Source organism: Streptomyces sp. NPDC060002, from assembly GCF_042737245.1.
GTDB lineage: Bacteria > Actinomycetota > Actinomycetes > Streptomycetales > Streptomycetaceae > Streptomyces.
Map to the genome: position 1 here is coordinate 42,975 of NZ_JBHWUW010000049.1, position 22,922 is coordinate 65,896.

At 70.8% G+C, this 22,922-nt stretch carries 19 protein-coding genes; 4 read left to right on the forward strand and 15 right to left on the reverse strand.

The genetic code is table 11. The features are described from left to right. Positions 1-14: 14 nt before the first annotated feature. The 15 genes from ACFWBD_RS32240 to rsmH form a co-directional block, all read right to left on the reverse strand. Positions 15-299, reverse strand: a complete 285-nt coding sequence (locus ACFWBD_RS32240; protein WP_020129925.1) for a YggT family protein — start codon at positions 297-299, stop codon at positions 15-17. 62 nt (positions 300-361) lie between these two features. Then, positions 362-1,003, reverse strand: a complete 642-nt coding sequence (locus ACFWBD_RS32245; RefSeq protein WP_385674613.1) for a cell division protein SepF — start codon at positions 1,001-1,003, stop codon at positions 362-364. Positions 1,004-1,131: 128 nt separating this feature from the next. Beyond that, complete coding sequence (locus ACFWBD_RS32250; protein WP_385674616.1) at positions 1,132-1,851, reverse strand: YggS family pyridoxal phosphate-dependent enzyme; 720 nt, start codon at positions 1,849-1,851, stop codon at positions 1,132-1,134. A gap of 6 nt (positions 1,852-1,857) precedes the next feature. Continuing rightward, the gene (gene pgeF / locus ACFWBD_RS32255) at positions 1,858-2,586 is read right to left on the reverse strand and encodes a peptidoglycan editing factor PgeF (protein ID WP_385674619.1); all 729 of its coding nucleotides are present in this window, start codon (positions 2,584-2,586) and stop codon (positions 1,858-1,860) included. Beyond that, positions 2,583-3,779, reverse strand: a complete 1,197-nt coding sequence (gene ftsZ / locus ACFWBD_RS32260) for a cell division protein FtsZ (RefSeq protein ID WP_385674622.1) — start codon at positions 3,777-3,779, stop codon at positions 2,583-2,585. The genes pgeF and ftsZ overlap by 4 nt, the downstream gene beginning before the upstream one ends. A 277-nt stretch (positions 3,780-4,056) precedes the next feature. Further along, a complete protein-coding gene (locus tag ACFWBD_RS32265; protein ID WP_385674625.1) occupies positions 4,057-4,851 on the reverse strand; it encodes a cell division protein FtsQ/DivIB in 795 nt (264 codons plus the stop codon). A 26-nt stretch (positions 4,852-4,877) separates the two neighbouring features. Next, entirely contained in the window at positions 4,878-5,975 is a 1,098-nt protein-coding gene (murG, locus tag ACFWBD_RS32270) for an undecaprenyldiphospho-muramoylpentapeptide beta-N-acetylglucosaminyltransferase (RefSeq protein ID WP_351752593.1), read from the reverse strand. Positions 5,976-5,981: 6 nt separating this feature from the next. Next, positions 5,982-7,346 (reverse strand): putative lipid II flippase FtsW, encoded by a 1,365-nt coding sequence (gene ftsW / locus ACFWBD_RS32275; RefSeq protein WP_385674630.1) that lies wholly within the window; start codon positions 7,344-7,346, stop codon positions 5,982-5,984. Between the two features lie 108 nt (positions 7,347-7,454). Continuing rightward, positions 7,455-8,882, reverse strand: a complete 1,428-nt coding sequence (gene murD, locus ACFWBD_RS32280; RefSeq protein ID WP_385674633.1) for a UDP-N-acetylmuramoyl-L-alanine--D-glutamate ligase — start codon at positions 8,880-8,882, stop codon at positions 7,455-7,457. Beyond that, the gene (gene mraY / locus ACFWBD_RS32285; RefSeq protein ID WP_351752602.1) at positions 8,864-9,937 is read right to left on the reverse strand and encodes a phospho-N-acetylmuramoyl-pentapeptide-transferase; all 1,074 of its coding nucleotides are present in this window, start codon (positions 9,935-9,937) and stop codon (positions 8,864-8,866) included. The genes murD and mraY overlap by 19 nt, the downstream gene beginning before the upstream one ends. Then, positions 9,934-11,349 carry a UDP-N-acetylmuramoyl-tripeptide--D-alanyl-D-alanine ligase gene (murF, locus tag ACFWBD_RS32290; RefSeq protein WP_385674636.1) on the reverse strand — a complete coding sequence of 472 codons (1,416 nt, stop codon included), beginning with the start codon at positions 11,347-11,349 and terminating at the stop codon, positions 9,934-9,936. The genes mraY and murF overlap by 4 nt, the downstream gene beginning before the upstream one ends. A 4-nt stretch (positions 11,350-11,353) precedes the next feature. Continuing rightward, entirely contained in the window at positions 11,354-13,030 is a 1,677-nt protein-coding gene (locus ACFWBD_RS32295; RefSeq protein WP_385674639.1) for a UDP-N-acetylmuramoyl-L-alanyl-D-glutamate--2,6-diaminopimelate ligase, read from the reverse strand. 71 nt (positions 13,031-13,101) lie between these two features. Beyond that, positions 13,102-15,069 carry a penicillin-binding transpeptidase domain-containing protein gene (locus ACFWBD_RS32300; RefSeq protein WP_385674642.1) on the reverse strand — a complete coding sequence of 656 codons (1,968 nt, stop codon included), beginning with the start codon at positions 15,067-15,069 and terminating at the stop codon, positions 13,102-13,104. Between the two features lie 5 nt (positions 15,070-15,074). Beyond that, positions 15,075-15,620, reverse strand: a complete 546-nt coding sequence (locus ACFWBD_RS32305; protein ID WP_385674645.1) for a septum formation initiator family protein — start codon at positions 15,618-15,620, stop codon at positions 15,075-15,077. 45 nt (positions 15,621-15,665) lie between these two features. Continuing rightward, positions 15,666-16,622, reverse strand: coding sequence for a 16S rRNA (cytosine(1402)-N(4))-methyltransferase RsmH (gene rsmH / locus ACFWBD_RS32310; protein ID WP_385674648.1), 957 nt, complete (start codon positions 16,620-16,622; stop codon positions 15,666-15,668). A 324-nt stretch (positions 16,623-16,946) separates the two neighbouring features. On the opposite strand from rsmH, the gene ACFWBD_RS32315 reads away from it, so the two are divergent. The 4 genes from ACFWBD_RS32315 to ACFWBD_RS32330 all read left to right on the forward strand — a co-directional run bounded on the left by ACFWBD_RS32315 (position 16,947) and on the right by ACFWBD_RS32330 (position 22,691). Next, a complete protein-coding gene (locus ACFWBD_RS32315) occupies positions 16,947-17,492 on the forward strand; it encodes a beta-class carbonic anhydrase (RefSeq protein ID WP_385674651.1) in 546 nt (181 codons plus the stop codon). 281 nt (positions 17,493-17,773) lie between these two features. Then, positions 17,774-18,808 (forward strand): MoxR family ATPase, encoded by a 1,035-nt coding sequence (locus tag ACFWBD_RS32320; RefSeq protein ID WP_351752619.1) that lies wholly within the window; start codon positions 17,774-17,776, stop codon positions 18,806-18,808. Continuing rightward, entirely contained in the window at positions 18,808-20,181 is a 1,374-nt protein-coding gene (locus ACFWBD_RS32325) for a DUF58 domain-containing protein (protein WP_385674654.1), read from the forward strand. Before ACFWBD_RS32320 ends, ACFWBD_RS32325 begins: the two co-directional genes overlap by 1 nt. Further along, positions 20,178-22,691, forward strand: a complete 2,514-nt coding sequence (locus tag ACFWBD_RS32330) for a DUF3488 and DUF4129 domain-containing transglutaminase family protein (protein ID WP_385674657.1) — start codon at positions 20,178-20,180, stop codon at positions 22,689-22,691. Before ACFWBD_RS32325 ends, ACFWBD_RS32330 begins: the two co-directional genes overlap by 4 nt. Positions 22,692-22,922: the final 231 nt, after the last annotated feature.

A 22,922-nucleotide genomic window follows, 5' to 3' on the forward strand; every position in this document is an offset into this window, starting at 1 on the left:
GTAGTTCACATCGCTCACAGCCGGCTCACGATCGAGATCAGGATGTAGACGATGATCATCAGTACGAAGAAGGACAGGTCGAGCGCCACGCCCCCGAGACGCAACGGCGGGATTACCCGCCGCAGAAGCTTGAGCGGTGGATCGGTGACAGTGTAGGTGGCCTCCAGAACGACCACCATCGCCTTGCCGGGCTGCCATGAGCGGGCGAACTGGAAGACGTAGTCCATGACCAACCGGAAGATGAGCACGATGAGGAAGACCATCAGCGCGATGTAGACGACATCCAGGACCACGCTCATGTTCGGTGCTTCCCTCTCCCCTGTTCCGTGCTTCTCTGTACTGCTGCATCCGGTCTTGCGTCTCAGCTCTGGTTGAAGAACCCGCCCTCTGCGATGCGGGCCTTGTCCTCCGCCGTGACATCGACGTTAGCAGGCGACAACAGGAACACCTTCTGCGTCACCCGCTCGATGCTGCCGTGAAGACCAAACACCAAACCGGCCGCAAAGTCGACAAGTCGCTTCGCGTCCGTGTCATCCATCTCAGTCAGATTCATGATCACCGGGGTGCCCTCACGGAAGTGTTCCCCGATGGTACGGGCCTCGTTGTAGGTCCGGGGGTGGAGCGTGGTGATCCGGTACGGCTCTCGTTCCGACACGACCTTGGGCATGATCACCGGTGCGTTCTTCTCCATGGACTGACGTTCTTGTGTGATGGATGCCACGGGCGCGATACGCGCCGGACGCCCGGATTCCGCGCCTAGCGAAGCGGAACGAGCCACCGGCTCCCGCTGCGCCGGCGGCTGCACGATTCGCACCTCTTCGTCCCTTTGGGACTGATGCGCACCATGTGACTGGTGGGACGGCTCATGCCGCCGGTGGTCCCGCTCGGGTTCCGGGTCGAGCTCGGGTTCGAAGTCGTCGTCGGGGTCGAATCCCCGGCCGTCGTACCCATCGTCCTCCACGAGGCCGAGGTAGACCGCCATCTTGCGCATCGCGCCGGCCATTCTCTGAGTCCTCCGCTCTGTGGTGGATCGACTTTCAACTGCCAAGTCCCGCGATCCACGTGGCCCTTGTGTCCGCCCTTCGGCGGTAATGACCATATTTTCTGCTGTGGTCCGACTTCCTGGCGACGTTACCCGAGCCTGGGGCGGACTCCGAGTACCGCAGTGCCGACGCGTACATGTGTCGCTCCGGCCGCCACGGCCTCCTCGAGGTCCGCACTCATCCCTGCCGACACCATGTTCGCAGCAGGATGGGTCCGGCGCAGGTCAGTCGACAAATCCATCAACCGCCCGAAGGCCTCGCGTTGGCGCCCGGCGTACTCCCCGGTCAGGGGTGCGACGGTCATCAGTCCGTCAAGCCGCAGCCCCGGCGACCCGGCGACCAGAGCGGCCAACTCCTCGACACCGCCCGGGGCCACACCGCCCCGCTCACCCCGCTCGCTCGCCCCGGCGTCGAGCGCCACCTGAAGCAGACAGCCCACCTCGCGCCCGGCCCGCACGGCCTCCTTCGACAGAGCCGTCACCAGCCTGGCCCGGTCGACGGACTGCACCACATCCGCGTAACCGACCACGGAACGCACCTTGTTGGTCTGCAGCTGGCCGACGAAATGCCACCGCAGCGGCAGCTCGGCGCACTCGGCCGCCTTGGGCGCCGCGTCCTGGTCCTTGTTCTCGGCAACATGGCGCACACCGAGTTCCGACAGGAGCCGCACATCGCTCGCCGGGTAGGTCTTGGTGACCACGATCAGGGTCACCCCCTCCCGCTCACGGCCCGCGGCCGCGCATGCGGCGGTGATCCGCTCCTCCACCTTCGCCAGGTTTGCGGCGAGTTCACTCTTACGGTCCGTCATGCCCTATCAGTCCAGCCAGACATATCCCGCGAGTCGCCCTGTGGAGCGGTCGCGGCGATACGAGAAGTGATCGTTCGACTCCCGTGTGCACATCGGCGACCGTTCCCGGTCGTGCACTCCGAGCCGGTCGAGCTGTGCGTGCACTCCGGCGATCACGTCGACGGCGGGAGTGCCCCAGCTCGTCTCGGCGCTCGCCGCCGGCTCGACGGCGGCCACCTCGGCGCGCATCGCCTCCGGCACTTCGTAGCACCGCCCGCACACGGCGGGTCCGGTGCGGGCGACGATCCGGGAGGGGTCGGCGCCGAGCGACTCCATCGCGTCGATCGCGGCGGGCACGATCCCCTTGACCATGCCGGGCCGCCCGGCGTGGGCGGCCGCGACCACCCCGGCGACGGGGTCGGCGAGCAGTACGGGCACGCAGTCCGCCGTCAGCACGGCGAGGGCCAGTCCACGGGTCGCGGTCACCAGACCGTCGACGGGCGGGGTGAGCGGGGTGGTCCACGGTCCGTCGACCTCGGCGACGTCGTTGCCGTGCACCTGGTTCATCCAGACGACCAGGCCGGGGTCCAGACCCAGCGACTTGGCGGCCCGTTCACGATTTGCGCGTACGGCGTCGGGGGCGTCGCCGACCGCTCCGCCGAGATTGAGCTCCTCATACGGAGCGGCGCTCACTCCGCCCCACCGGTCGGTGAAGGCGAAGTGGGCGCCGCTCACGCTCTCGCGCTGTCCTATCACTTCAGGAAGTCCGGCACGTCCAGCTCCTCGGCCGCGCTGTCCGAGTAGGACCGCGACGGCGGCACCGGCGGCGAGACCGGGAGGTCGGCCACCGGCTCGGGCGCCGGCTGCGGGTCCTCCTTGGGGGTCACGCTGCCGAGCGAGCCGAAGGACGGCCGGCCCTCGGGCTGCCGTACCGGAGTGGGCTCCTCGCGGCGTGCCGAGGACGAGGACGACCCCATGACGGTCTCCCGGCGCGCCGGGGGCTGGCCCCCGTCGAAGCCGGCCGCGATGACGGTGACCCGCACCTCGTCGCCGAGGGCGTCGTCGATGACCGCGCCGAAGATGATGTTGGCCTCGGGGTGCGCGGCCTCGCTGACCAGCTGGGCGGCCTCGTTGATCTCGAACAGGCCGAGGTCGGAGCCGCCGGAGATGGAGAGCAGGACGCCCCGGGCGCCGTCGATGGAGGCCTCCAGGAGCGGCGAGGAGATCGCCATCTCGGCGGCGGCCACCGCGCGGTCGTCGCCGCGGGCCGAGCCGATGCCCATGAGGGCCGAACCGGCCTCGGACATGACCGACTTGACGTCGGCGAAGTCGAGGTTGATCAGGCCGGGGGTGGTGATGAGGTCGGTGATGCCCTGGACACCGGAGAGCAGGACCTGGTCGGCCGACTTGAAGGCGTCGAGGACCGAGACCTGGCGGTCCGAGATGGAGAGCAGCCGGTCGTTGGGGATGACGATGAGGGTGTCGACCTCTTCGCGGAGTTCGGCGATGCCGTCCTCCGCCTGGTTGGCGCGGCGCCGGCCCTCGAAGGTGAACGGGCGGGTGACCACGCCGATGGTGAGGGCGCCGAGGTTGCGTGCGATGTTGGCCACGACGGGCGCGCCGCCGGTGCCGGTGCCACCGCCTTCGCCGGCCGTCACGAAGACCATGTCGGCCCCCTTGAGGACCTCCTCGATCTCCTCGCGGTGGTCCTCGGCGGCCTTACGGCCCACGGCCGGGTTGGCGCCGGCGCCGAGTCCGCGCGTGAGTTCACGGCCGACGTCGAGCTTGACGTCGGCGTCGCTCATCAACAGCGCCTGCGCGTCGGTGTTGATGGCGATGAACTCGACGCCCTTGAGACCGACCTCGATCATCCGGTTGATGGCATTGACACCACCGCCGCCGACACCGATGACTTTGATGACTGCGAGGTAGTTCTGCGGTGCTGCCACGTCGAAGGCCTCTCGCCTCGAGTTACGTGTCGTCGCCTCGCAGGTGATGCGATCCGACGACTGATGCCGAATGGGACGGTCCGTTTCGCCGACCCGAACCCTAACGCTGAAGTTTAGGGTTACCAGTGTGTCCGTTCCTTGGAGTCTTCTGAACAGGACACTAAGTCGACAAGTGGCGCCCGTTCAACGAACACGCCGAACCTCCCGTTTTTCTTTTCACCCTATGTGATCAGCCGTGTCGCTGCCCAACCAGGGTGCTGGCCTGCGCGGATGTGCGTCAACTCCCCGCTGACGCAGGGGCGGTGGGAGCGCTGACATCGAAGTGCCGCGCAGCCGGGGCGGCTTTCATGAGAGCGGTGAGTGTACGGCCCTTCGCGGCCGCTTTCTCGGCACTTCCCCACGAGACCGTACGGCCGCCGCTCAGCTGCAGCGAGATGTCGTCGTAGGAACGGACCTTGACGACCCGGGTGGCCCGCACGACGGCGGGGGGCAGGGAACCGGCGGCCTTCACCGCCTCCCGCACCAGCCGGGCCTCGCCGAAGCGGCGCAGGCTCGCGGCGGCGGAACGCGACGAGGAGACGGACATTTCCAGCAGCGGGACACCTTTCGGGGCCTCGGAAACCGTGGCGAAACGGACGCCTTCGTCGTCCACTTCCACGAATTTCGACCCCTTTTGCACCAACAGAACCGGTGTGCGCTCTGTCACTTTCAGGCCGATTCCGTGGGGCCACGAACGCTCTACGTCGACCGATTGAATCCGGGGCAATTCGGTACGCAGCCGGGCCTCGATCACGTCGATGTCGACCGAGACCAACGGCGATCCGACCGGTACGGCGGCGGCTTCGCGCACCTGCTGCGGTGTCAGCACCTTCGTGCCGGACACGGAGACGCGCTCCACGCGCAGCCACTGCGAGCCGTACAGCACCCAGCCGGTGCCGACGCCGAGGAGCACGACGGCCAGCGCGAGAATGATGATCGTACGAAGTCGGCGCGGCCCCAACCACCGGACAAGGGGCGGGCCGGACGACTCCTGCTGGCGTGCACCGCGCTCGGCGGTGGCGGATCCGGCCACGCTCCCTGCCCTTTCGTCACACGTGCCTAGCGGCGTGCACGGGAGGCGGCGATCGCCTCGTACACCATGCCGACGAGCAGCTCGTCGGCGTCCCGGCGGCCGAACTCGCTGGCGGCGCGGGACATCTCGTACAGCCGGTGCGGGTCGGCGAGGACGGGCAGCACGGTCTCCCGGACCCACTCGGGGGTCAGTTCCGCGTCGTCGACCAGCAGTCCGCCGCCCGCCTTGACCACCGGCTGGGCGTTCAGCCGCTGTTCGCCGTTGCCGATGGGCAGCGGGACGTAGGCGGCCGGGAGCCCGACGGCGGAGAGTTCGGCGACGGTCATCGCGCCCGCGCGGCAGAGCATCATGTCGGCAGCGGCGTACGCGAGGTCCATCCGGTCCACGTACGGTACCGGGATGTAGGGGGGCATCCCCGGCATCTGCTGCACCTGCGGCAGTTCGTTCTTCGGGCCGACCGCGTGCAGGATCTGGATGCCGGCCTGCTGGAGCCAGGGCGCGACCTGCTGGACGACCTCGTTGAGGCGGCGGGCGCCCTGCGAACCGCCGGAGACCAGCAGGGTGGGCAGGTTGGGGTCGAGCCCGAACAGCGCGCGGGCCTCGGGGCGCACGGCCGCGCGGTCCAGGGTGGCGATGGAGCGGCGCAGCGGGATGCCGATGTAGCGGGCGTCCCGGAGCTTGCTGTCGGGCGTGGAGACGGCGACGCGGGCCGCGTAGCGCGAGCCGATCTTGTTGGCCAGGCCCGGGCGCGCGTTCGCCTCGTGGACCACGATCGGGACGCCGAGGCGCTTGGCGGCCAGGTAGCCGGGCAGCGCCACGTAACCGCCGAAGCCGACGACGGCGTCCGCCTTGGTGCGCTCCAGGATCTGCTCGGCGGCCTTGATCGTGCCGCGCAGCCGGCCCGGGACGGTGATCAGTTCGGGAGTGGGCTTGCGCGGCAGCGGCACGGCCGGGATCAGCGCGAGGTCGTAGCCCCGTTGCGGAACGAGCGTGGTCTCCAGGCCGCGCTCCGTGCCCAGGGCCGTGATCCCCACAGTGGGGTCCTGCCTGCGCAGGGCGTCCGCGAGGGCGAGCGCGGGCTCGATGTGGCCGGCGGTCCCCCCACCAGCGAGTACGACATGCACCGAAATTCACCGCTCTCCGGACGGACGCGCCGCCGAGGCACGCCGTCTCATCGTGTTCCATCTCCGGGGGCTCCGGTCGAACGCGGAGCCCCCGGCCCCCCGCTTTCTACCAAAGCGGGGGTGCCGCATCGCAAGCGCCGCCCGCGCACCGGGCTCGTCGCGTGCGAAAGCGATCAGCAGCCCGATGGCGAACATGGTCGGCAGCAGGGCGGAACCCCCGTAGGAGAACAGCGGGAGCGGGACGCCGGCGATCGGCAGCAGGCCGAGCACCGCACCGATGTTGATCACCGCCTGAGCGGTGATCCAGGTGGTCACACCTCCCGCGGCATACCTCACGAAGGGGTCCTCCGTGCGTCCGGCCACGCGGATACCCGCATAGCCTAGAGCCGCGAACAGGGCGAGTACCGACAGCGTCCCCGCGAGGCCCAGTTCCTCACCGGTGACGGCGAAGATGAAGTCGGTGTGGGCTTCGGGCAGTTGGCCCCATTTCTCCACACTCGCACCCAGTCCCGAACCGAAGATGCCGCCGGAGGCCAGGGCGTAGATCCCGTGCACGGCCTGCCAGCAGGCGTCGCCGGGTCCGGGGTCGGTCGCGCCGATGCACTGAAGCCGGGCCATCCGGTTCGGGCTGGTCTTGATGAGGATCACACCGAGGGTGGCGGCGATCGACAACACCCCGACGAAGAGCCGGGTGGGCGCCCCCGCCAGCCACAACAGCCCGAACAGGATCGCCGTCAGGATGATCGCCGTGCCCATGTCGCCGCCGAGCATGATCAGCCCGAGCAGCATGAACGCGACCGGCACCAGCGGCACCAGCATGTGCTTCCACTGCGCGAGCAGTTTCCTGTCCTGTTTGCGGGCGAGCAGATCGGCGCCCCACAGCACCAGCGCGAGCTTGCCGAACTCGCTGGGCTGGATCTGGAAGGAGCCGCCGAGCGAGATCCAGTTCTGGTTGCCGTTGACCGACATCCCTATCCCCGGCACCTGCACCAGCGCCATCATGAAGACGGCGCCCGCGAGGATGGGGTAGGCGAGCCCCCGGTGCAGTTTCACCGGCATCCGGGAGGCGACCAGCAGCAGCGCGCCCCCGATGGAGGCGGCCAGGAACTGTTTGCGGAAGAAGAACGATCCCGGCAACGACATCTGCAGCGCGGTGATCTGCGAGGCCGAGTAGACCATCACGAGGCCCAGGACGGTGATCAGCAGGCTTCCGCCGAAGATCAGGTAGTACGCGGTCAGCGGCCGGTCCCAGGCCTTCTGGGCCCGCGTGCAGAGCCGTCGTACGGGGTTGTCGCGGGGCGGGCGGGAGGATGCCGCGGGTCTGCGGACGGTCCGCTGGACAGGCGGACGCCCGGTACGGCTACCGGGCATCAGCTGCTCCCTGGTGCGCGGCGCAACCGCTGTGCTCGGCTGCCGCGCCGTACGTCGGCCGTGACGGTCCCACGCGTCCCTCCCAAGGTCGCCCGGCAGGCGGCCGGATCAGGTTCCGAGTTCGCCAACCGCCTGGGCGAACATGTCACCGCGCTGGTTGTAGTTGACGAACATGTCCATGGAGGCGCAGGCCGGGGCGAGGAGCACCGTGTCGCCTTCCACGGCGAGGCGCCGGGCCTCCTGGACAGCCGCGAGCATCGCCCCAGTGTCCGTCCGGTCGAGGTCGACGACGGGTACTTCCGGGGCGTGTCGCGCCAGGGCTTCACGGATCAGGGCGCGATCCGCGCCGATGAGCACCGCCGCGCGAAGTCGCTTCGCCGACTTGGCGACCAGCTCGTCGAAGGTGGCGCCCTTCGCCAGTCCGCCCGCGATCCAGACGATCGACTCGTAGGCCGCCAACGAGGCTTGCGCCGCGTGCGTGTTGGTCGCCTTGGAGTCGTCGATGTACGCGACGCCGTCCACGTCCGCCACGTGGGCGATGCGGTGGGCGTCCGGTGTGAAGGCCCGCAGGCCGTCCCGTACGGCCTTGGCGGGCACCCCGAAGGCGCGTGCGAGGGCCGCCGCGGCAAGGGCGTTGGCGATGTTGTGCGGGGCGGGCGGGTCGACGTCGGAGACCTCGGCCAGTTCCTGGGCGTTCTGCTGCCGGTTCTCGACGAAGGCGCGGTCGACCAGGATGCCGTCCACGACGCCGAGTTGGGACGGCGCGGGGGCGCCGAGCGTGAAGCCGACAGCCCGGCAGCCCTCCTCGACGTCCGCTTCCCGCACCAGGTCCTCGGTGGCCTTGTCGGCGACGTTGTAGACGCAGGCGACCTGATTGCCCTCGTAGACGCGGCCCTTGTCCTTGGCGTACGCCTCCATGGAGCCGTGCCAGTCGAGGTGGTCGGGGGCGAGGTTCAGGACGGTGGCCGAGTGGGCGCGCAGGGAGGGCGCCCAGTGCAGCTGGTAGCTGGAGAGCTCCACGGCGAGGACGTCGTACGGCTCATCGCCGAGGACGGCGTCCAGCAGCGAGACACCGATGTTGCCGACGGCCGCCGTGCGCAGGCCGGCCGCCTTCAGGATCGACGCCAGCATCTGGGTGGTGGTCGTCTTGCCGTTGGTACCGGTGACGCACAGCCAGGGCGCGGCCTTCCTGCCGTCCAGTTCCCTGAGCCGCCAGGCGAGTTCGACGTCGCCCCAGACCGGTACTCCGGCCTCGTGGGCCGCCGTGAACAGCGGCTTGTCGGGCTTCCAGCCGGGTGCGGTGACGATGAGTTCGGTGCCCTCGGGCAGGGTCGCCCCGTCACCGAGGCGCACGGTGACGCCCAGCGCCTCCAGCTCGGCGGCCTGCCCACGCGCGCGTGCGTCGTCGCCGTCGTTGACGACGGTGACCTTCGCGCCGAGCCCGTGCAGCACCTTGGCCGCCGGGATGCCCGAGACGCCGAGCCCGGCGACGGTGACGTTCTTCCCCTGCCAGTCGGTCACTTGTCCGCTGCCCATCCCGCGTAGAAGATGCCCAGTCCGACGATCACACAGATGCCCTGGATGATCCAGAAACGGACCACCACCAGGACTTCGGACCAGCCCTTGAGTTCGAAGTGGTGCTGCAGTGGCGCCATCCGGAAGACGCGCTTGCCGGTGAGCTTGAAGGAGCCGACCTGGATGACCACCGACATGGTGATCAGCACGAACAGGCCGCCCAGCAGGGCGATCAGCAGCTCGGTGCGGGAGCAGATCGCGAGACCCGCGAGCACGCCGCCGAGCGCCAGCGAACCGGTGTCGCCCATGAAGATCTTGGCCGGCGAGGTGTTCCACCACAGGAAGCCGAGGCAGGCCCCCATCAGCGCGGACGCGATGACCGCGAGGTCCAGCGGATCGCGCACCTCGTAACAGGCGCTGGGGTTGGTCAGGGTCTCGCCGTTGGCGCAGGACTCCTGGAACTGCCAGACGCCGATGAACGTGTAGGCGCCGAAGACGAGGACGGAGGCGCCGGTGGCGAGGCCGTCCAGACCGTCCGTCAGGTTCACGCCGTTGGACATCGCGAGGATCATGAACAGCGCCCAGACGACGAACAGCACCGGGCCGATCGTCCAGCCGAAGTCCGTGATGAACGACAGCTTCGTGGAGGCCGGGGTGTTGCCGCGCGAGTCGGAGAACTGGAGCGAGAGCACCGCGAAGGCGATCCCGACGATCAGCTGTCCGGCCATCTTCGCCTTGGCCCGCAGACCCAGCGAACGCCGCTTGACGATCTTGATGTAGTCGTCGAGGAAACCGACCAGACCCATGCCGCACATCAGGCCCAGCACCAGCAGACCGGAGTAGGTCGGCGGCTTGCCCGTGATCACCTTGGACAGGAAGTACGCGGCGACCGTCGCGAAGATGAAGGCGATGCCGCCCATGGTCGGCGTACCGCGCTTACTGGCGTGCTCGCGCGGGCCGTCGTCGCGGATGTACTGGCCGTAGCCCTTGCGCGCCAGCAGCTTGATCAGCAGCGGCGTACCGCCCAGCGTCAGGAAGAGGCCGATCACACCCGCGAACAGGATCTGATTCATCATCGGGCGGAGACCTCACCCTCGGTGCCGGTCGCGAGCAACGCCTGCGCGACACTCTCGAGGCCGACCGAACGGGACGCCTTCACGAGCACGACGTCCCCCGGGCGCAACTCGCTGCGCAACAGGTCGACCGCCGCCTGTGCGTCGGACACGTGCACCGACTCCTCACCCCACGAACCCTCGTTATATGCGCCCAGTTGCAGCCAGGCGGCTTCCCTGCCCCCGACCGCGACGAGCTTGCCGACATTGAGCCGGACGGCGAGCCGTCCGACCGCGTCGTGCTCGACGAGCGCCTCGTCCCCGAGCTCGGCCATCTTGCCGAGCACCGCCCACGTCCGGCCCCCCTTGCCCATGGCCGCGAGCGCGCGCAGAGCGGCTCGCATGGACTCGGGGTTCGCGTTGTAGGCGTCGTTGACGATCGTCACGCCGTCCGGGCGCTCGGTGACCTCCATCCGCCAGCGGGAGAGGGAGCCCGCCTCCGAGAGCGCGGTGGCGATCTCTTCCGCGGACATGCCCAGCTCATGGGCGACGGCGGCCGCTGCGAGCGCGTTCGACACGTGGTGCTCACCGTACAGGCGCATGGTCACATCGCTGCACCCGGAGGGTGTGTGAAGGCTGAAGGCGGGCTGTCCGCTGTCCGTGAGTCGCACGTTCTCGGCCCGAACGTCCGCTTCGCCGGACTCTCCGAAAAAGACCACCTTCGCCTTCGTACGGGAGGCCATGGCCCGCACCAGCGGATCGTCGGCGTTGAGGATCGCGGCGCCGCCCGCACTGGCCGGCGGCAGGCTCTCGACGAGCTCGCCCTTTGCCTGTGCGATCTGTTCGCGGCCGCCGAACTCGCCGATGTGCGCGGTGCCGACGTTGAGCACGAGGCCGATCCTCGGGGGCGTCAGATCGGCGAGGTAGCGGATGTGGCCGATCCCGCGGGCCCCCATCTCGAGCACGAGGAACTTCGTCTCCTCGGTCGCGGACAGGGCGGTCAGGGGCAGCCCGATCTCGTTGTTGAGCGAGCCCGGCGTGAAGACGGTGGGCGCCTTGCGCCGCAGGACCTGCGCGATGAGGTCCTTGGTGCTGGTCTTGCCGGCCGAGCCGGTGAGCGCGACGAGGGTCGCGCCGAGCTTGTGCACGACGTGCCGGGCGAGGGCGCCCAGCGCCGCCTGGACGTCGTCCACGACGATCGCGGGGACGCCGACGGGGCGGGAGGCCAGTACGGCCGCCGCGCCCGCCTCGACGACCGCGGCCGCGTAGTCGTGGCCGTCCACGCGTTCGCCGACGAAGGCGACGAAGAGGCTTCCGGGCACCACTTCCCGGGAGTCCCGGACGACCGGTCCGGTGACTTCCGCGGACGGATCCGGTATGTCGTACGTCTGCCCGCCGACGACTGCTGCGATCTCGGCGAGGGAGAGGGCGATCACAAGTTCATCCCTGGGTCTGCTGGATAGCTTCGCGAAGCACCTGGCGGTCGTCGAACGGACGGACCACCCCGGCGATGTCCTGGCCCTGCTCATGGCCCTTGCCCGCGACCAGCACGGTGTCCCCGGCGTGCGCGCGGGCGACGACCGCGGCGATCGCGGCGGCCCGGTCCTCGAACAGCAGGACGTCACCCCGCTCGTGCGCGGGCACGGACGCCGCGCCCTGGAGCATCGTCGCGAGGATCGCGAGGGGGTCCTCGGAGCGGGGGTTGTCGGAGGTCAGTACGGCGGTGTCGGCGAGCCGGGCCACGGCGGCGCCCATCGGGACGCGCTTGGTGCGGTCCCGGTCACCGCCGCAGCCGAGGACGACGTGCAGCCGGCCCTTGGTGACCTTGCGCAGCGCCTTCAGGACCGACTCGACGGCGTCCGTCTTGTGGGCGTAGTCGACGACCGCGAGGAAGGCCTGCCCCGCGTCCACGCGCTCCAGCCGGCCCGGCACGCCCGGCACCGCGGCGACACCGTCGGCGGCGGTCCGCGGGTCGATGCCGGCGACGGCGAGGGCGACGATCGCGGCGAGGGTGTTCGCGACGTTGAAGGAGCCCGGCAGTGGCGCCCTGGCGGCGACCCGCACCCCGTCCGGGCCCACGACGGTGAACGTCGAGTCCATCGGACCGATCTCGACGTCGACCGCGCGCCAGTCGGCGTCCGGGTGGCCCTCGGCGGAGAAGCTGACGACCGGGACCTCCGCCTCCCGGATCAGCCGGCGGCCGTACTCGTCGTCGAAGTTGACCACGCCGAGTTTGCTGCGTTTCCGCGTGAACAGCTGCGCCTTGGCCTGGAAGTAGTCCTCCATGCCGGAGTGGAACTCCATGTGCTCCGGGCTGAGGTTGTTGAAGACCGCGATGTCGAAGACGCAGCCGTCGACCCGGCCGAGGACCAGGGCGTGGCTGGAAACCTCCATGGCGACCGCCTCGACACCGCGCTCGCGCATGACCGCGAACAGCGCCTGGAGGTCGGTGGCTTCGGGGGTGGTGCGCTCGGACTTGATCCGCTCGTCGCCGATGCGCATCTCCACGGTGCCGATCAGCCCGGTGGACCTGACCGGCTTGAGGCCGCCCTCGATGAGATACGCGGTGGTGGTCTTGCCGGAGGTGCCGGTGATGCCGATCTGGAGCAGGTCGCCGCCCGGGGCGCCGTAGATCGTGGCCGCCAGTCCGCCCATCCGTCCGCGCGGGTCGTCGGCCACCAGGACCGGCAGGCCGGTCGCGGCGGCGCGTTCCGCGCCGGTGGGGTCGGTCAGGACGGCGACCGCGCCCAGGCCGGCGGCCTGGGTGACGAAGTCGGCGCCGTGCAGGCGGGCGCCCGGCAGGGCGGCGTACAGGTCGCCGGGGCGGACCGCGCGCGAGTCGTGGGTGATGCCCGTGACCTCGACGGCGGCGCTCACCGGCTGCGCGGCACCCAGCTGATCGGCGAGCTCCGCGAGGGGTGTGGCGGAGACCTGGGCCGGTCGCGGCGGTCCCGGATATGTCACGGAAGCGCCCTTCTGGGTGGTTTGGGACTGATCAGCGTGTGGCACGGCGGTGAGCGTACCGGGCGTACCCGCCTGCGGGCGAAGCGAGGGCGGGGCCGCGGACGACGATGCGCGCGGTGCGGGGTTCCCGGGCTCGGGAGTGATCATGGTCACGGGCTGGTTCCTGGCTTGTTCGGCGCTGAACAGTGACGGGACGGGGGTCGGAGGCGGGCGGTGCGGGACGGTCAGGGGGTGAAGGTGACGGGGAGGTTCGCGGCCTTGGCGCCGGTCGGTGGGATCTGGAGGGTCTTCAGGGCGAACTCCATGACCTGCTTGAAGACGGGACCGCAGATCTGGCCGCCGAAGTAGCTGCCCTGGGTGGCGTTCTGGATGGCGCAGTACACGGTGACCCGGGGGTTGTCGGCGGGCGCGAACCCGGCGAACGACGAGGTGTACCCCTTGTAGGTGCCGGTGGCCGGGTCCACCCGGTTGGCGGTACCGGTCTTGCCCGCGACGCGGTAGCCGGGGATACGCGCCTTGGCGCCCGTGCCCTCCTGGTCGTCCACTACCGACTCCAGCATCCGGGCGAGGGTCTTCGCCGTCTTCTGGCTGACGACGCGGGTCTTCGCGGGCGCCTCGGCGGGGCTGAAGCGTCCGTCCGGGCCCTTGGTGCCGCGCACCAGGGTGGGCTCGACACGGACCCCGCCGTTGGCGATCGTCGAGTACACGGAAGCCGCCTGGAGCGCGTTGAGGGACATCCCCTGCCCGAAGGGGATCGTGTACTGCTGCGAGGTCGACCACTTGCCGGGCTGGGCCAGGATGCCCTTCGTCTCGCCTGGGAAGCCGAGCCCCGTCTGGCTGCCGATGCCGAACTTGCGCAGGTACGAGTAGAGCACCTGGTTGGCCTGGGCCTGCGTCTTGCCGAGCTGGCCGGTGGCCAGGATGGTGCCGATGTTGCTGGACTTGGCGAGCACGCCGTTGAGCGTGAGGGACCAGGTGGGGTGGTCGATGTCGTCCTGGAAGAGCCGGTCGCCGCGGTGCAGCCGGTTGGGCACGGTGACGTGCGTCAGCGGCGTGGCGGCGTTCTCCTCCAGCACCGCGGCCATCGACATGACCTTGGCCGTGGAGCCGGGTTCGTAGGCGTCCTGGACGGAGGCGTTGCCCATGTCCGCGGAGTCGGCCTGCGAGAGGTCGCCCGGGTCGAAGCCGGGCGAGTTGGCCATGGCGAGGATCTCGCCGGTGCGGTTGTCCTGGACGATGACGTAGCCGCGGTCCGCCTCGGACTCCTCCACCTGCTCGGAGATGGCGTTCTGCGCGGCCCACTGGATGTCCCGGTCGATCGTCAGCTCGACGTCGGAACCGGGCACCGCGGGGGTCTCGGTGGAACCCACGGTGGGCACCTGACGGCCGCCGGACTGGGCGTAGCGGATCTTGCCGTCCTCGCCGGCCAGGGTCGATTCCAGCTTCTGCTCGACCCCGCCGCCGCCCTTGCCGTCGGCGTTGACCCAGCCCAGTATCCCGGCGGCGAGGTTCCCGTTGGGGTACACGCGCTTGCTGCTGGGAACGGAGAAGACGCCGGCGAGGACGTTGACGGTGGAACTGTCCGTCTCCGCCTTGGTGGACAGGGCGGACCTCAGGTCCTTGATCTGCTTCCAGACCTGCGGCGTCTGCCGGCCGGCCAGCTTGACGTAGCGCAGGCTCGCGTCCTTCGGCCGCAGCTTTCTGACGAGCGCGGACTGCTCCTGGCCGAGGATCGGCGCGAGGAGGGCGGCCGCCTGCTCGGGGGCGTCGTCGACCTTCAGCTGCCCGCGCGTGAACATCGTGGGGTCGGCCGTGATGTCGTAGGCGTCCACGCTGGTCGCGAAGGCGACGCCGGTGCGGTCGGTGATCTCTCCGCGCTCGGCGGGCAGCACCTGGCCGACGTACCGGTTCTGCTCGGCCTTGGCCGCGTAGGCGCTCGCGTCGACGGCCTGCACCTGGAGGAGACGGACGACGAAGGCGATCAGCACCAGGGCCAGCGCGAGGCCGACCATCCGCAGGCGGGGACGGGGGTTGCCGAGCCGGATGGCACGCCCGGCCGCCGGGCGTGCAGGGGATGCGGTCGGGCGGCGGGCGGGACGGGCGCCGGGGCCCGGACGCCGCTGGGCGGACGCGGGGCGGGAGGGCCGGGCGGGGCCGGGCACGCGCCGGCGCGGCGGTTCCCTGTCGGACACTTCCGTCACCTGCCGGGGGTCTCGGGGATGGCTTCGGTCGGGGCGGCGCTCGGGGCCGGGGGCTCACTCGGCTCGGAAAGGGTGCTCGGCGTGGGCGTCGCGGAGGACGGCGGCGCCTGGATCGTCCGGGAGAGCCGCAGGGCCTCCGGCGGCCGTACGGCGGCGGGAGCGTCCTCCAGGGACTGCTGGGCGGCCGGCGAGGGGACGCCCTTGACGGTGCCGTCGGGATTCAGGAAGACCGGGTCCCCGCCGGGGACCATGCCGAGCTCACGCGCGCGGCGCTGGAGGGCGTCGGGGGCGGAGTAGGAGTCGATGTCCCGCTGGAGCGCCTGCTGCTCGTCGGTGAGGCTCTTGGTGTCCTTCTGGAGGTCGTCCATCTTGAACGAGCCCTCGCTGAGCGCGGAGTTCAGCACGAGCAGTCCGATGAGACCCCCGCCCAGAAGGAGGACGACGAGGAGGACGAACGGGGTACGGGCCGCCTGCCGCGGGCCGGCCGGGAAAAGCCGCGAGAGCCGGGCGGCCCTCCCCTTCAGTTCGGGTTTCCTACTCACTCGGCCTCCCCCGGGTCGGAATTCCGAACCCTCGCCTCACGCCCGTCATTCGATGGACTCCCTGATTCGCTCGGCCCCTCGCAGGCGCGCCGGGGCGGCGCGCCGGTTCTCGGTGACCTCTTCCTCGGTGGGAAGTTCGGCACCGCGGGTGAGCAGCTTGAGCCGGGGCTGGTAGCGCTCGGGGACAACCGGCAGCCCGGGCGGCGCGGTGTTGGCGGCGCCGGCCGCGAACACCTGCTTCACGAGCCGGTCTTCGAGCGAGTGGTACGACAGGACGGCGATCCGCCCGCCCACGTCGATCGCCTGCACCGCTGCCGGGATCGCCCGCTCCAGGACGGAGAGTTCACCGTTGACCTCGATGCGCAGCGCCTGGAAGGTGCGCTTGGCGGGGTTGCCGCCGGTGCGCTTGACGGCCTGGGGAAGGGCGTTGCGAATCAGCTCGACGAGCCGCGCGCTGTTGGTGAAGGGCTCGTTGTCGCGCTCGCGCACCACCGCGGAGACGATCCGCTTGGCCTGCTTCTCCTCGCCGTACGCCCGCAGGATCCGCACCAGTTCACCGGGCGGGTAGGTGTTGAGGACCTCGGCGGCGCTGACGCCGGTCGTCTGGTCCATCCGCATGTCGAGCGGGGCGTCCTGGGCGTAGGCGAAGCCGCGGTCGGCCTCGTCGAGCTGCATGGAGGAGACGCCGAGGTCGAACAGGACGCCCTGCACGCGCGCGATGCCGAGCCGGTCCAGTACGTCGGGCAGCTCGTCGTAGACGGCGTACACGAGGGTGGCGCGGTCGCCGAACGGGGCGAGGCGCTCGCCGGACAGGCGCAGCGCCTCCTTGTCACGGTCGAGGGCGACGAGCCGGGCCTCGGGGAACCGGGTCAGCAGGGCCTCGCTGTGGCCGCCGAGGCCGAGCGTGCAGTCGACCACCACCGAACCCGGCCGCTGAAGGGCGGGGGCCAACAGGTCCAGGCACCGCTGGAGCATCACCGGGACGTGTCGACTGTGACTCAAGGGGCCCTCTCAGATCCGGCGGGTGTACGCATCGCCGGGTCCCCGCCCCCTGAGGAAGGGAAGGCCTGCCGGCGCCGCGGGGAGATCTCCGGCGGCCGGGCCGGGGTCTCACGGGTTCAGTCCAGCAGGGAGATCGTCGCCTCCCGCTTCGCGTCACTTTAGTCCACGGTGTCTCGCGGTCAATCAACCGGCCTGCGCGGCGCGGCCCGACGGGAGCCCCCTCCCCGTCTCCGGTGTGGCTTACCTCACAAAGAGCACGTGATGACCCTCTTTTTCCGTCCTCACAGCAGGCCCAGAACGCACGTGACCAGTACCGTCATAGGTATGACGACCTCTGCATCGGTTCCCGCACGGCCCGAAGGCGCCATAACCGACGGCACCGTCACCGACCGCCTCGTCGAGGCGAACGAGCGGTACGCGGCCGCCTTCTCCGACCCCGGCATGGACGCCCGCCCCGTCCTGCATGTCGCGGTCGTGGCCTGTATGGACGCCCGTCTCGACCTGCACGCGGCGCTCGGCCTCGAACTCGGCGACTGCCACACGATCCGTAACGCCGGCGGTGTGGTCACCGACGACGTGATCCGCTCGCTCACCATCAGCCAGCGCAAGCTGGGCACGCGCAGCGTCGTGCTCATCCACCACACCGGCTGCGGCCTCGAGGCGATCACCGAGGACTTCCGCAACGAGCTGGAGATGGAGGTCGGCCAGCGTCCGGCCTGGGCGGTGGAGGCCTTCCGGGACGTCGACCAGGACGTACGGCAGTCGATGCAGCGGGTGCGCACCTCACCGTTCCTGGTGCACACCGACGACGTGCGCGGCTTCGTGTTCGACGTGAAGACGGGCCTGCTGCGCGAGATCGACCCCGCGTAAGCGCTCCCGTGGCCCTGTGCGACCGTTCACCGACGCCGTCGTTCGCTGTCGTTTCGCTGTCGTTTCGCTGTTGATTTCCGTACCGCGGATGCCCACATGGCCATAACACCGACATATCGCGGACAGTTGTCCACAGGCGAGTGACACGAATCGGTAACGGCAGCAAGAATGCGGGTGTGGCGTCACGCTGAGCAGTTCAGGCACGGCGTCCGTGATTCGGGGTGGGCCGGTTTGCCGCACAGAGCGTCGGCCCGGAGAAAGTTTGGGCCGAGGAGGGCCGGGTGACGACCTATGACGAGCGAGCGAGCCTCACAGATCTGACCGCCACTGTGGAGCGTGTCCGCAGTTCGGTGGAGGGAGTGATCGAGGGCAAGCCCGAGGTCGTACGGCTTTCGCTGACCGTGCTCCTCGCCGAGGGGCATCTGCTGATCGAGGACGTGCCGGGCGTCGGCAAGACGATGCTCGCCAAGGCGCTGGCGAAGTCCATCGACTGCACGGTGCGCCGTATCCAGTTCACGCCCGACCTGCTGCCCTCGGACATCACCGGGGTGTCCATCTGGGACCAGCAGCGCCGGGAGTTCGAGTTCAAGCCGGGCGCGATCTTCTCGCAGATCGTGATCGGCGACGAGATCAACCGCGCCTCGCCCAAGACGCAGTCGGCGCTCCTGGAGTCGCTGGAGGAGCGCCAGGTCACCATCGACGGGACGACGTACGAGCTGCCCAGTCCCTTCATGGTGGTGGCCACCCAGAACCCGGTCGAGATGGAGGGCACCTATCCGCTGCCCGAGGCCCAGCGCGACCGCTTCATGGCCCGTGTCTCCATCGGCTACCCGAGCCCGGAGGCCGAGCTCCAGATGCTCGACGTCCACGGCGGGGTCAGCCCGCTGGACGACCTCCAGCCGGTCGCGCACGCCCACGAGATCGTGAAGCTGATCGACGCCGTCCGCGGTGTCCACGTCGCCGACTCGGTCCGTCGCTACGCGGTCGACCTGGTCTCCGCCACGCGCAGTCACCCGGACCTCAGACTCGGCGCCTCCCCGCGCGCGACGCTGCACCTGGTGCGCGCGGCCAAGGCGACCGCCGCCCTCAGCGGCCGGGACTACGCGCTCCCGGACGACGTGCAGAACCTCGCCGTGGCCGTCCTGGCCCACCGCCTGCTGCCCACCGCGCAGGCGCAGCTGAACCGCCGCACGGCGGAACAGGTCGTCGAGGAGATCATCCAGCGCACCTCGGTGCCCGCGACCCCCCAGCAGCACGGGTACGGACTGGGCCACGGCACACAGGCGTACGGCCAGCAGCAGTCGCGGAGGCTGTGATGACCACCGGGGGCGCCGGACAGCCGTCCACGGGCCACGGGGAGAAGGGCGGCGCGCGCACGGCCCTGGCCGGTCTGACCACCCGCGGCCGCTCCTTCCTCGCCGCCGGTATCGCGGCCGCCATCTGCGCCTATGTGCTCGGACAGCCCGACCTGCTGCGGGTCGGGCTGCTGCTGGCCGCGCTGCCGCTGATCTGCGCGGCCGTCGTCTACCGCACCCGCTACCGGGTCGCCGGCAGCCGCCGGCTCTCTCCCGCGCGGGTGCCCGCCGGCAGCGAGGCCCGGGTCCACCTGCGGATGGACAACGTCTCGCGGCTGCCCACCGGTCTGCTGATGCTCCAGGACCGGGTGCCGTACGTGCTCGGACCGCGCCCCCGCTTCGTCCTGGACCGGGTCGAGGCGGGCGGCCGCCGCGAGGTGTCGTACCGGGTCCGCTCCGATCTGCGCGGCCGCTATCCGCTGGGCCCGCTCCAGCTGCGCCTGAGCGATCCCTTCGGCATGTGCGAACTCACCAGGGCCTTCTCCACCTACGACACGCTGACGGTGATCCCGCGTGTCGAGCCGCTGCCCCCGGTCCGCCTGAGCGGCGAGGCCAAGGGGTACGGCGACGGACGCCAGCGCACGCTGGCGCTGGCCGGCGAGGACGACGTGATCCCGCGCGGCTACCGCTACGGCGACGACCTGCGCCGGGTGCACTGGCGGCTGACCGCCCGCTACGGCGAGCTGATGGTGCGCCGCGAGGAGCAGCCGCAGCGCTCCCGCTGCACGGTGCTGCTGGACACCCGGGGTCTCGCCCACCAGGGCGCGGGCCCGGACTCCGCCTTCGAATGGGCGGTCTCGGGCGCCGCGTCCGTGCTGGTGCACATGCTGGAGCGGGGCTTCTCGGTGCGGCTGCTGACCGACACCGGCAACTCGGTGCCCGGTGAGGGCTCCGACGGGTTCGCCGGCGCGAGCCAGGAGTCGGCGGACGCGGCCGGACTGATGATGGACACCCTCGCGGTGATCGACCACTCCGACGGCACGGGCCTGTCCCGTGCGTACGACGTGCTGCGCGGCGGCAACGAGGGACTGCTGGTGGCCTTCCTCGGCGATCTCGACGAGGAGCAGGCGACGGTGGCCGCGAAGATGCGCCGGCGCAGCGGAGGCGCGGTCGCCTTCCTGCTGGACGGCGCCGGCTGGGCGGGTGAACCGAACGGCGTGCCCGATCCGATGAACAGGCAGGAGGAGCGGCTGCGGATGCTCCGCGAGGCGGGCTGGACGGCCCTGAGCGTGCCGCGGGGCGCTCCCCTGAACGAGTTGTGGCGCCAGGCGGACCGCGAGCGGGCGGGCCTGATGACGGCGAGCGGGACGAGCGGCGGGGAGGGATGGTCATGAGCGGGCGGGCTCGACTGACGCTGTGCTCGGCGGCGGCGACACTGCTGGCCTCGTGCGCCCTGCTGCCCCTCGTCACCCCGGCGACATGGCTCGTCCAGGCGGCGTTCCTGCTGGCCGTCCAGTCCGGGGTGGGCGCGGCGACCCGGCGGGTGCCGCTGGCCCGGCCGTTGACCGTGGCCGCCCAGGCCCTGGTCACGCTGGTGCTGCTGACGCTGCTCTTCGCCCGGGAACACGCCCTGGTCGGCCTGATCCCCGGCCCGGAGGCCTTCCGCCACTTCGGCGACCTGCTCCAGACGGGCACCGACGACGTGAGTCGGTACGCGATCCCGGCCCCGCTGTCCGACGGCATCCGGCTGATGGTGATCGGCGGGGTGCTGGTCATCGGCCTGGCGGTGGACACCCTCGCGGTGACCTACCGCAACGCGGCGCCGGCCGGCCTGCCCCTGCTGGCGCTGTACTCGGTCGCCGCGGGCCTGTCCGAAGGAGTGACCGACTGGCTGTGGTTCCTGGTCGCCGCGGCCGGCTATCTGATGCTGCTGCTCGCCGAGGGCCGGGAGCGGCTCTCGCAGTGGGGCCGGGTCTTCGGCGGGGCGCCGCGCGGTCCTGGCGGACACCCCGGCCCGGTGGCGCCGGTGCGCACCGGCCGCCGCATCGGCATGGCCGCGCTGGGCGTCGCCCTCGTGGTGCCGCTCCTGCCGCTGCCCGCGATACAGGGCGGCCTGCTGGACGGGGCGGGCACCGGCGTGGGCGCGGGCAACGGCAGCGGGGGCACGATCTCCGCCGTCAATCCGCTGGTGTCGTTGCGCGACAGCCTGAACGTGGACGAGGACCGCACGGTCCTGACCCTGCGCACCACCACCAGCAACCTGTCGGACATGTACCTGCGGATCGTGTCGCTGGACGACTTCGACGGCACGACGTGGAAGCCGGCGAAGCGTCACATCATCGCCGTGCCGGACGAGTTCCCCTCGCCCACCGGCCTGGGCCAGGACGTCAAGCGCACGGACGTCACGACCCGGATCGCGGCCGCCGCCGGTTACGGCCAGGACTGGCTGCCGATGCCGTACCCGCCCAGCAGCGTGCAGATCAAGGGCAACTGGCGGTACGAGCCGGTCGGCATGACCCTGGTCGGCGACCACGGCCAGAAGACCAGCGGCAAGACGTACCAGGTGACAAGCCTCGATGTGCAGCCGACGGCGGAGCAGCTGGCCTCGGCGCCCGAGGCGCCCGGCTCGGTGAAGAGCACCTACACCAAGGTCCCGGACTCCCTCCCCGCGGTGGTGGCACAGCGGGCCCGGGAGATCACCGAGGACGCCACCAGCGACTACGAGAAGGCCGTCGCGCTCCAGGACTACTTCGCGGTGACGGGCGGCTTCGAGTACGACACCGAGGTCGAGGTCGGCAGCGGCCCGGGCGCGATCGCCCGCTTCCTGAAGGACAAGCAGGGCTTCTGCGTCCACTTCTCGTTCGCGATGGCCGCGATGGCCCGCACGCTGGGCATACCGGCGCGGGTCGCGGTGGGCTTCGCGCCGGGTTCCCCGCAGGCGGACGGTTCGGTGGCGGTGGGTCTGAAGGACGCGCACGCCTGGCCGGAGCTGTACTTCGAGGGCGTCGGCTGGACCCGTTTCGAGCCGACCCCGACCCGGGGCACGACGCCCACGTACACGCTGCCGGACAGCTCGGGCGAGGCTGTCCCCGATCTGCCGCAGGCCACCCGCTCGGCGGACGCGGCGCCTTCCACCGAGCCCTCGGCGAGCACCAGCTGCTCGGCCCAGGACAAGAAGCTCGAGGGCTGCGCCGCAGCACTGCCGCTGGACCCGACGGAACAGGACGGCGGCGGTACCCCCTGGTACGCGGTCGCCGGATGGACACTGATGGGGGCGGCGGCACTCGCTCTGCCGCTGCTGCCGATGCTGTGGCGGCTGAGACGGCGTTCGGTGCGGCTGGCGTCCGCCCAGCACTCCGCGTCCTCGCCCGCCGGGGCACCCCCGGGCGGACGCAAGGACGCCGGCGACGGCCGGCGGCCGGGCGACCCCGCTCCTGCGGTGCTGCTCGACCTGCCGCCGCAGGAAGCCGGTGAGGCGGCCGTCGGGCATGTGCTGGCGGTGTGGCGCGAGCTCACCGACACGGCCTGGGACTACGGCATCGAGCCGGACGAAGCGCTGACCCCGCGGCGGGCCGCCGCGCGGATCGTCCGGATCGCGGAGCTGGACGAGACGGTGGGCCGTTCGGTGCACCGGGTCGCGGGCGCGGTGGAGCAGGTGCTGTTCGCTCCGGAGCCGAGGGCCGAGGCCGGCCTGGCGGACGACGTGCGCAAGGTGCGAGGGGCCCTGCGCGAGCAGGTCGGCTGGACCACGCGCGTGCGCGCCGTCGTGGCGCCGCGTTCGGCCATCCGCGCGGTCTGGGACCTCAACGACCGCTGGACGGCACTCAAGACGTCCTGGGCGGCCCGTCTGGCGAGTCTCGTACGGCGGCCGTCAGGGCAGCAGGGCCAACAGCAGGGCGGCTGAGGCAGCGGGGCCGAGCCGGCGTCCAGGTGGAGCCGAGCTCGGCCCGAGCAAGGCCTGAGCAGAGACCGAGCACGGGCCCGGCCCATACCCGGCCCGTGCCGAGGAAGCGCTGCGCAGGGGCCCGTGGAAGCACTGCGGAGGCCGGGGACGCGCGCGGCTGTGACGGCACAACGTTGAGGGGGGGGCCCCCCCCCCCGGGGGTGGGCCCCGCCACCAGTATTGTCGATGGGG

Excerpts from the sequence above, each read along its gene's own strand:
- ACFWBD_RS32240 (WP_020129925.1), bottom strand. The coding sequence starts at position 299 with ATGAGCGTGGTCCTGGATGTCGTCTACATCGCGCTGATGGTCTTCCTC.
- ACFWBD_RS32245 (WP_385674613.1), bottom strand. The coding sequence starts at position 1,003 with ATGGCCGGCGCGATGCGCAAGATGGCGGTCTACCTCGGCCTCGTGGAG.
- ACFWBD_RS32250 (WP_385674616.1), bottom strand. The coding sequence starts at position 1,851 with ATGACGGACCGTAAGAGTGAACTCGCCGCAAACCTGGCGAAGGTGGAG.
- ftsW (WP_385674630.1), bottom strand. The coding sequence starts at position 7,346 with ATGCCCGGTAGCCGTACCGGGCGTCCGCCTGTCCAGCGGACCGTCCGC.
- murD (WP_385674633.1), bottom strand. The coding sequence starts at position 8,882 with ATGGGCAGCGGACAAGTGACCGACTGGCAGGGGAAGAACGTCACCGTC.
- mraY (WP_351752602.1), bottom strand. The coding sequence starts at position 9,937 with ATGATGAATCAGATCCTGTTCGCGGGTGTGATCGGCCTCTTCCTGACG.
- ACFWBD_RS32315 (WP_385674651.1), top strand. The coding sequence starts at position 16,947 with ATGACGACCTCTGCATCGGTTCCCGCACGGCCCGAAGGCGCCATAACC.
- ACFWBD_RS32325 (WP_385674654.1), top strand. The coding sequence starts at position 18,808 with ATGACCACCGGGGGCGCCGGACAGCCGTCCACGGGCCACGGGGAGAAG.
- ACFWBD_RS32330 (WP_385674657.1), top strand. The coding sequence starts at position 20,178 with ATGAGCGGGCGGGCTCGACTGACGCTGTGCTCGGCGGCGGCGACACTG.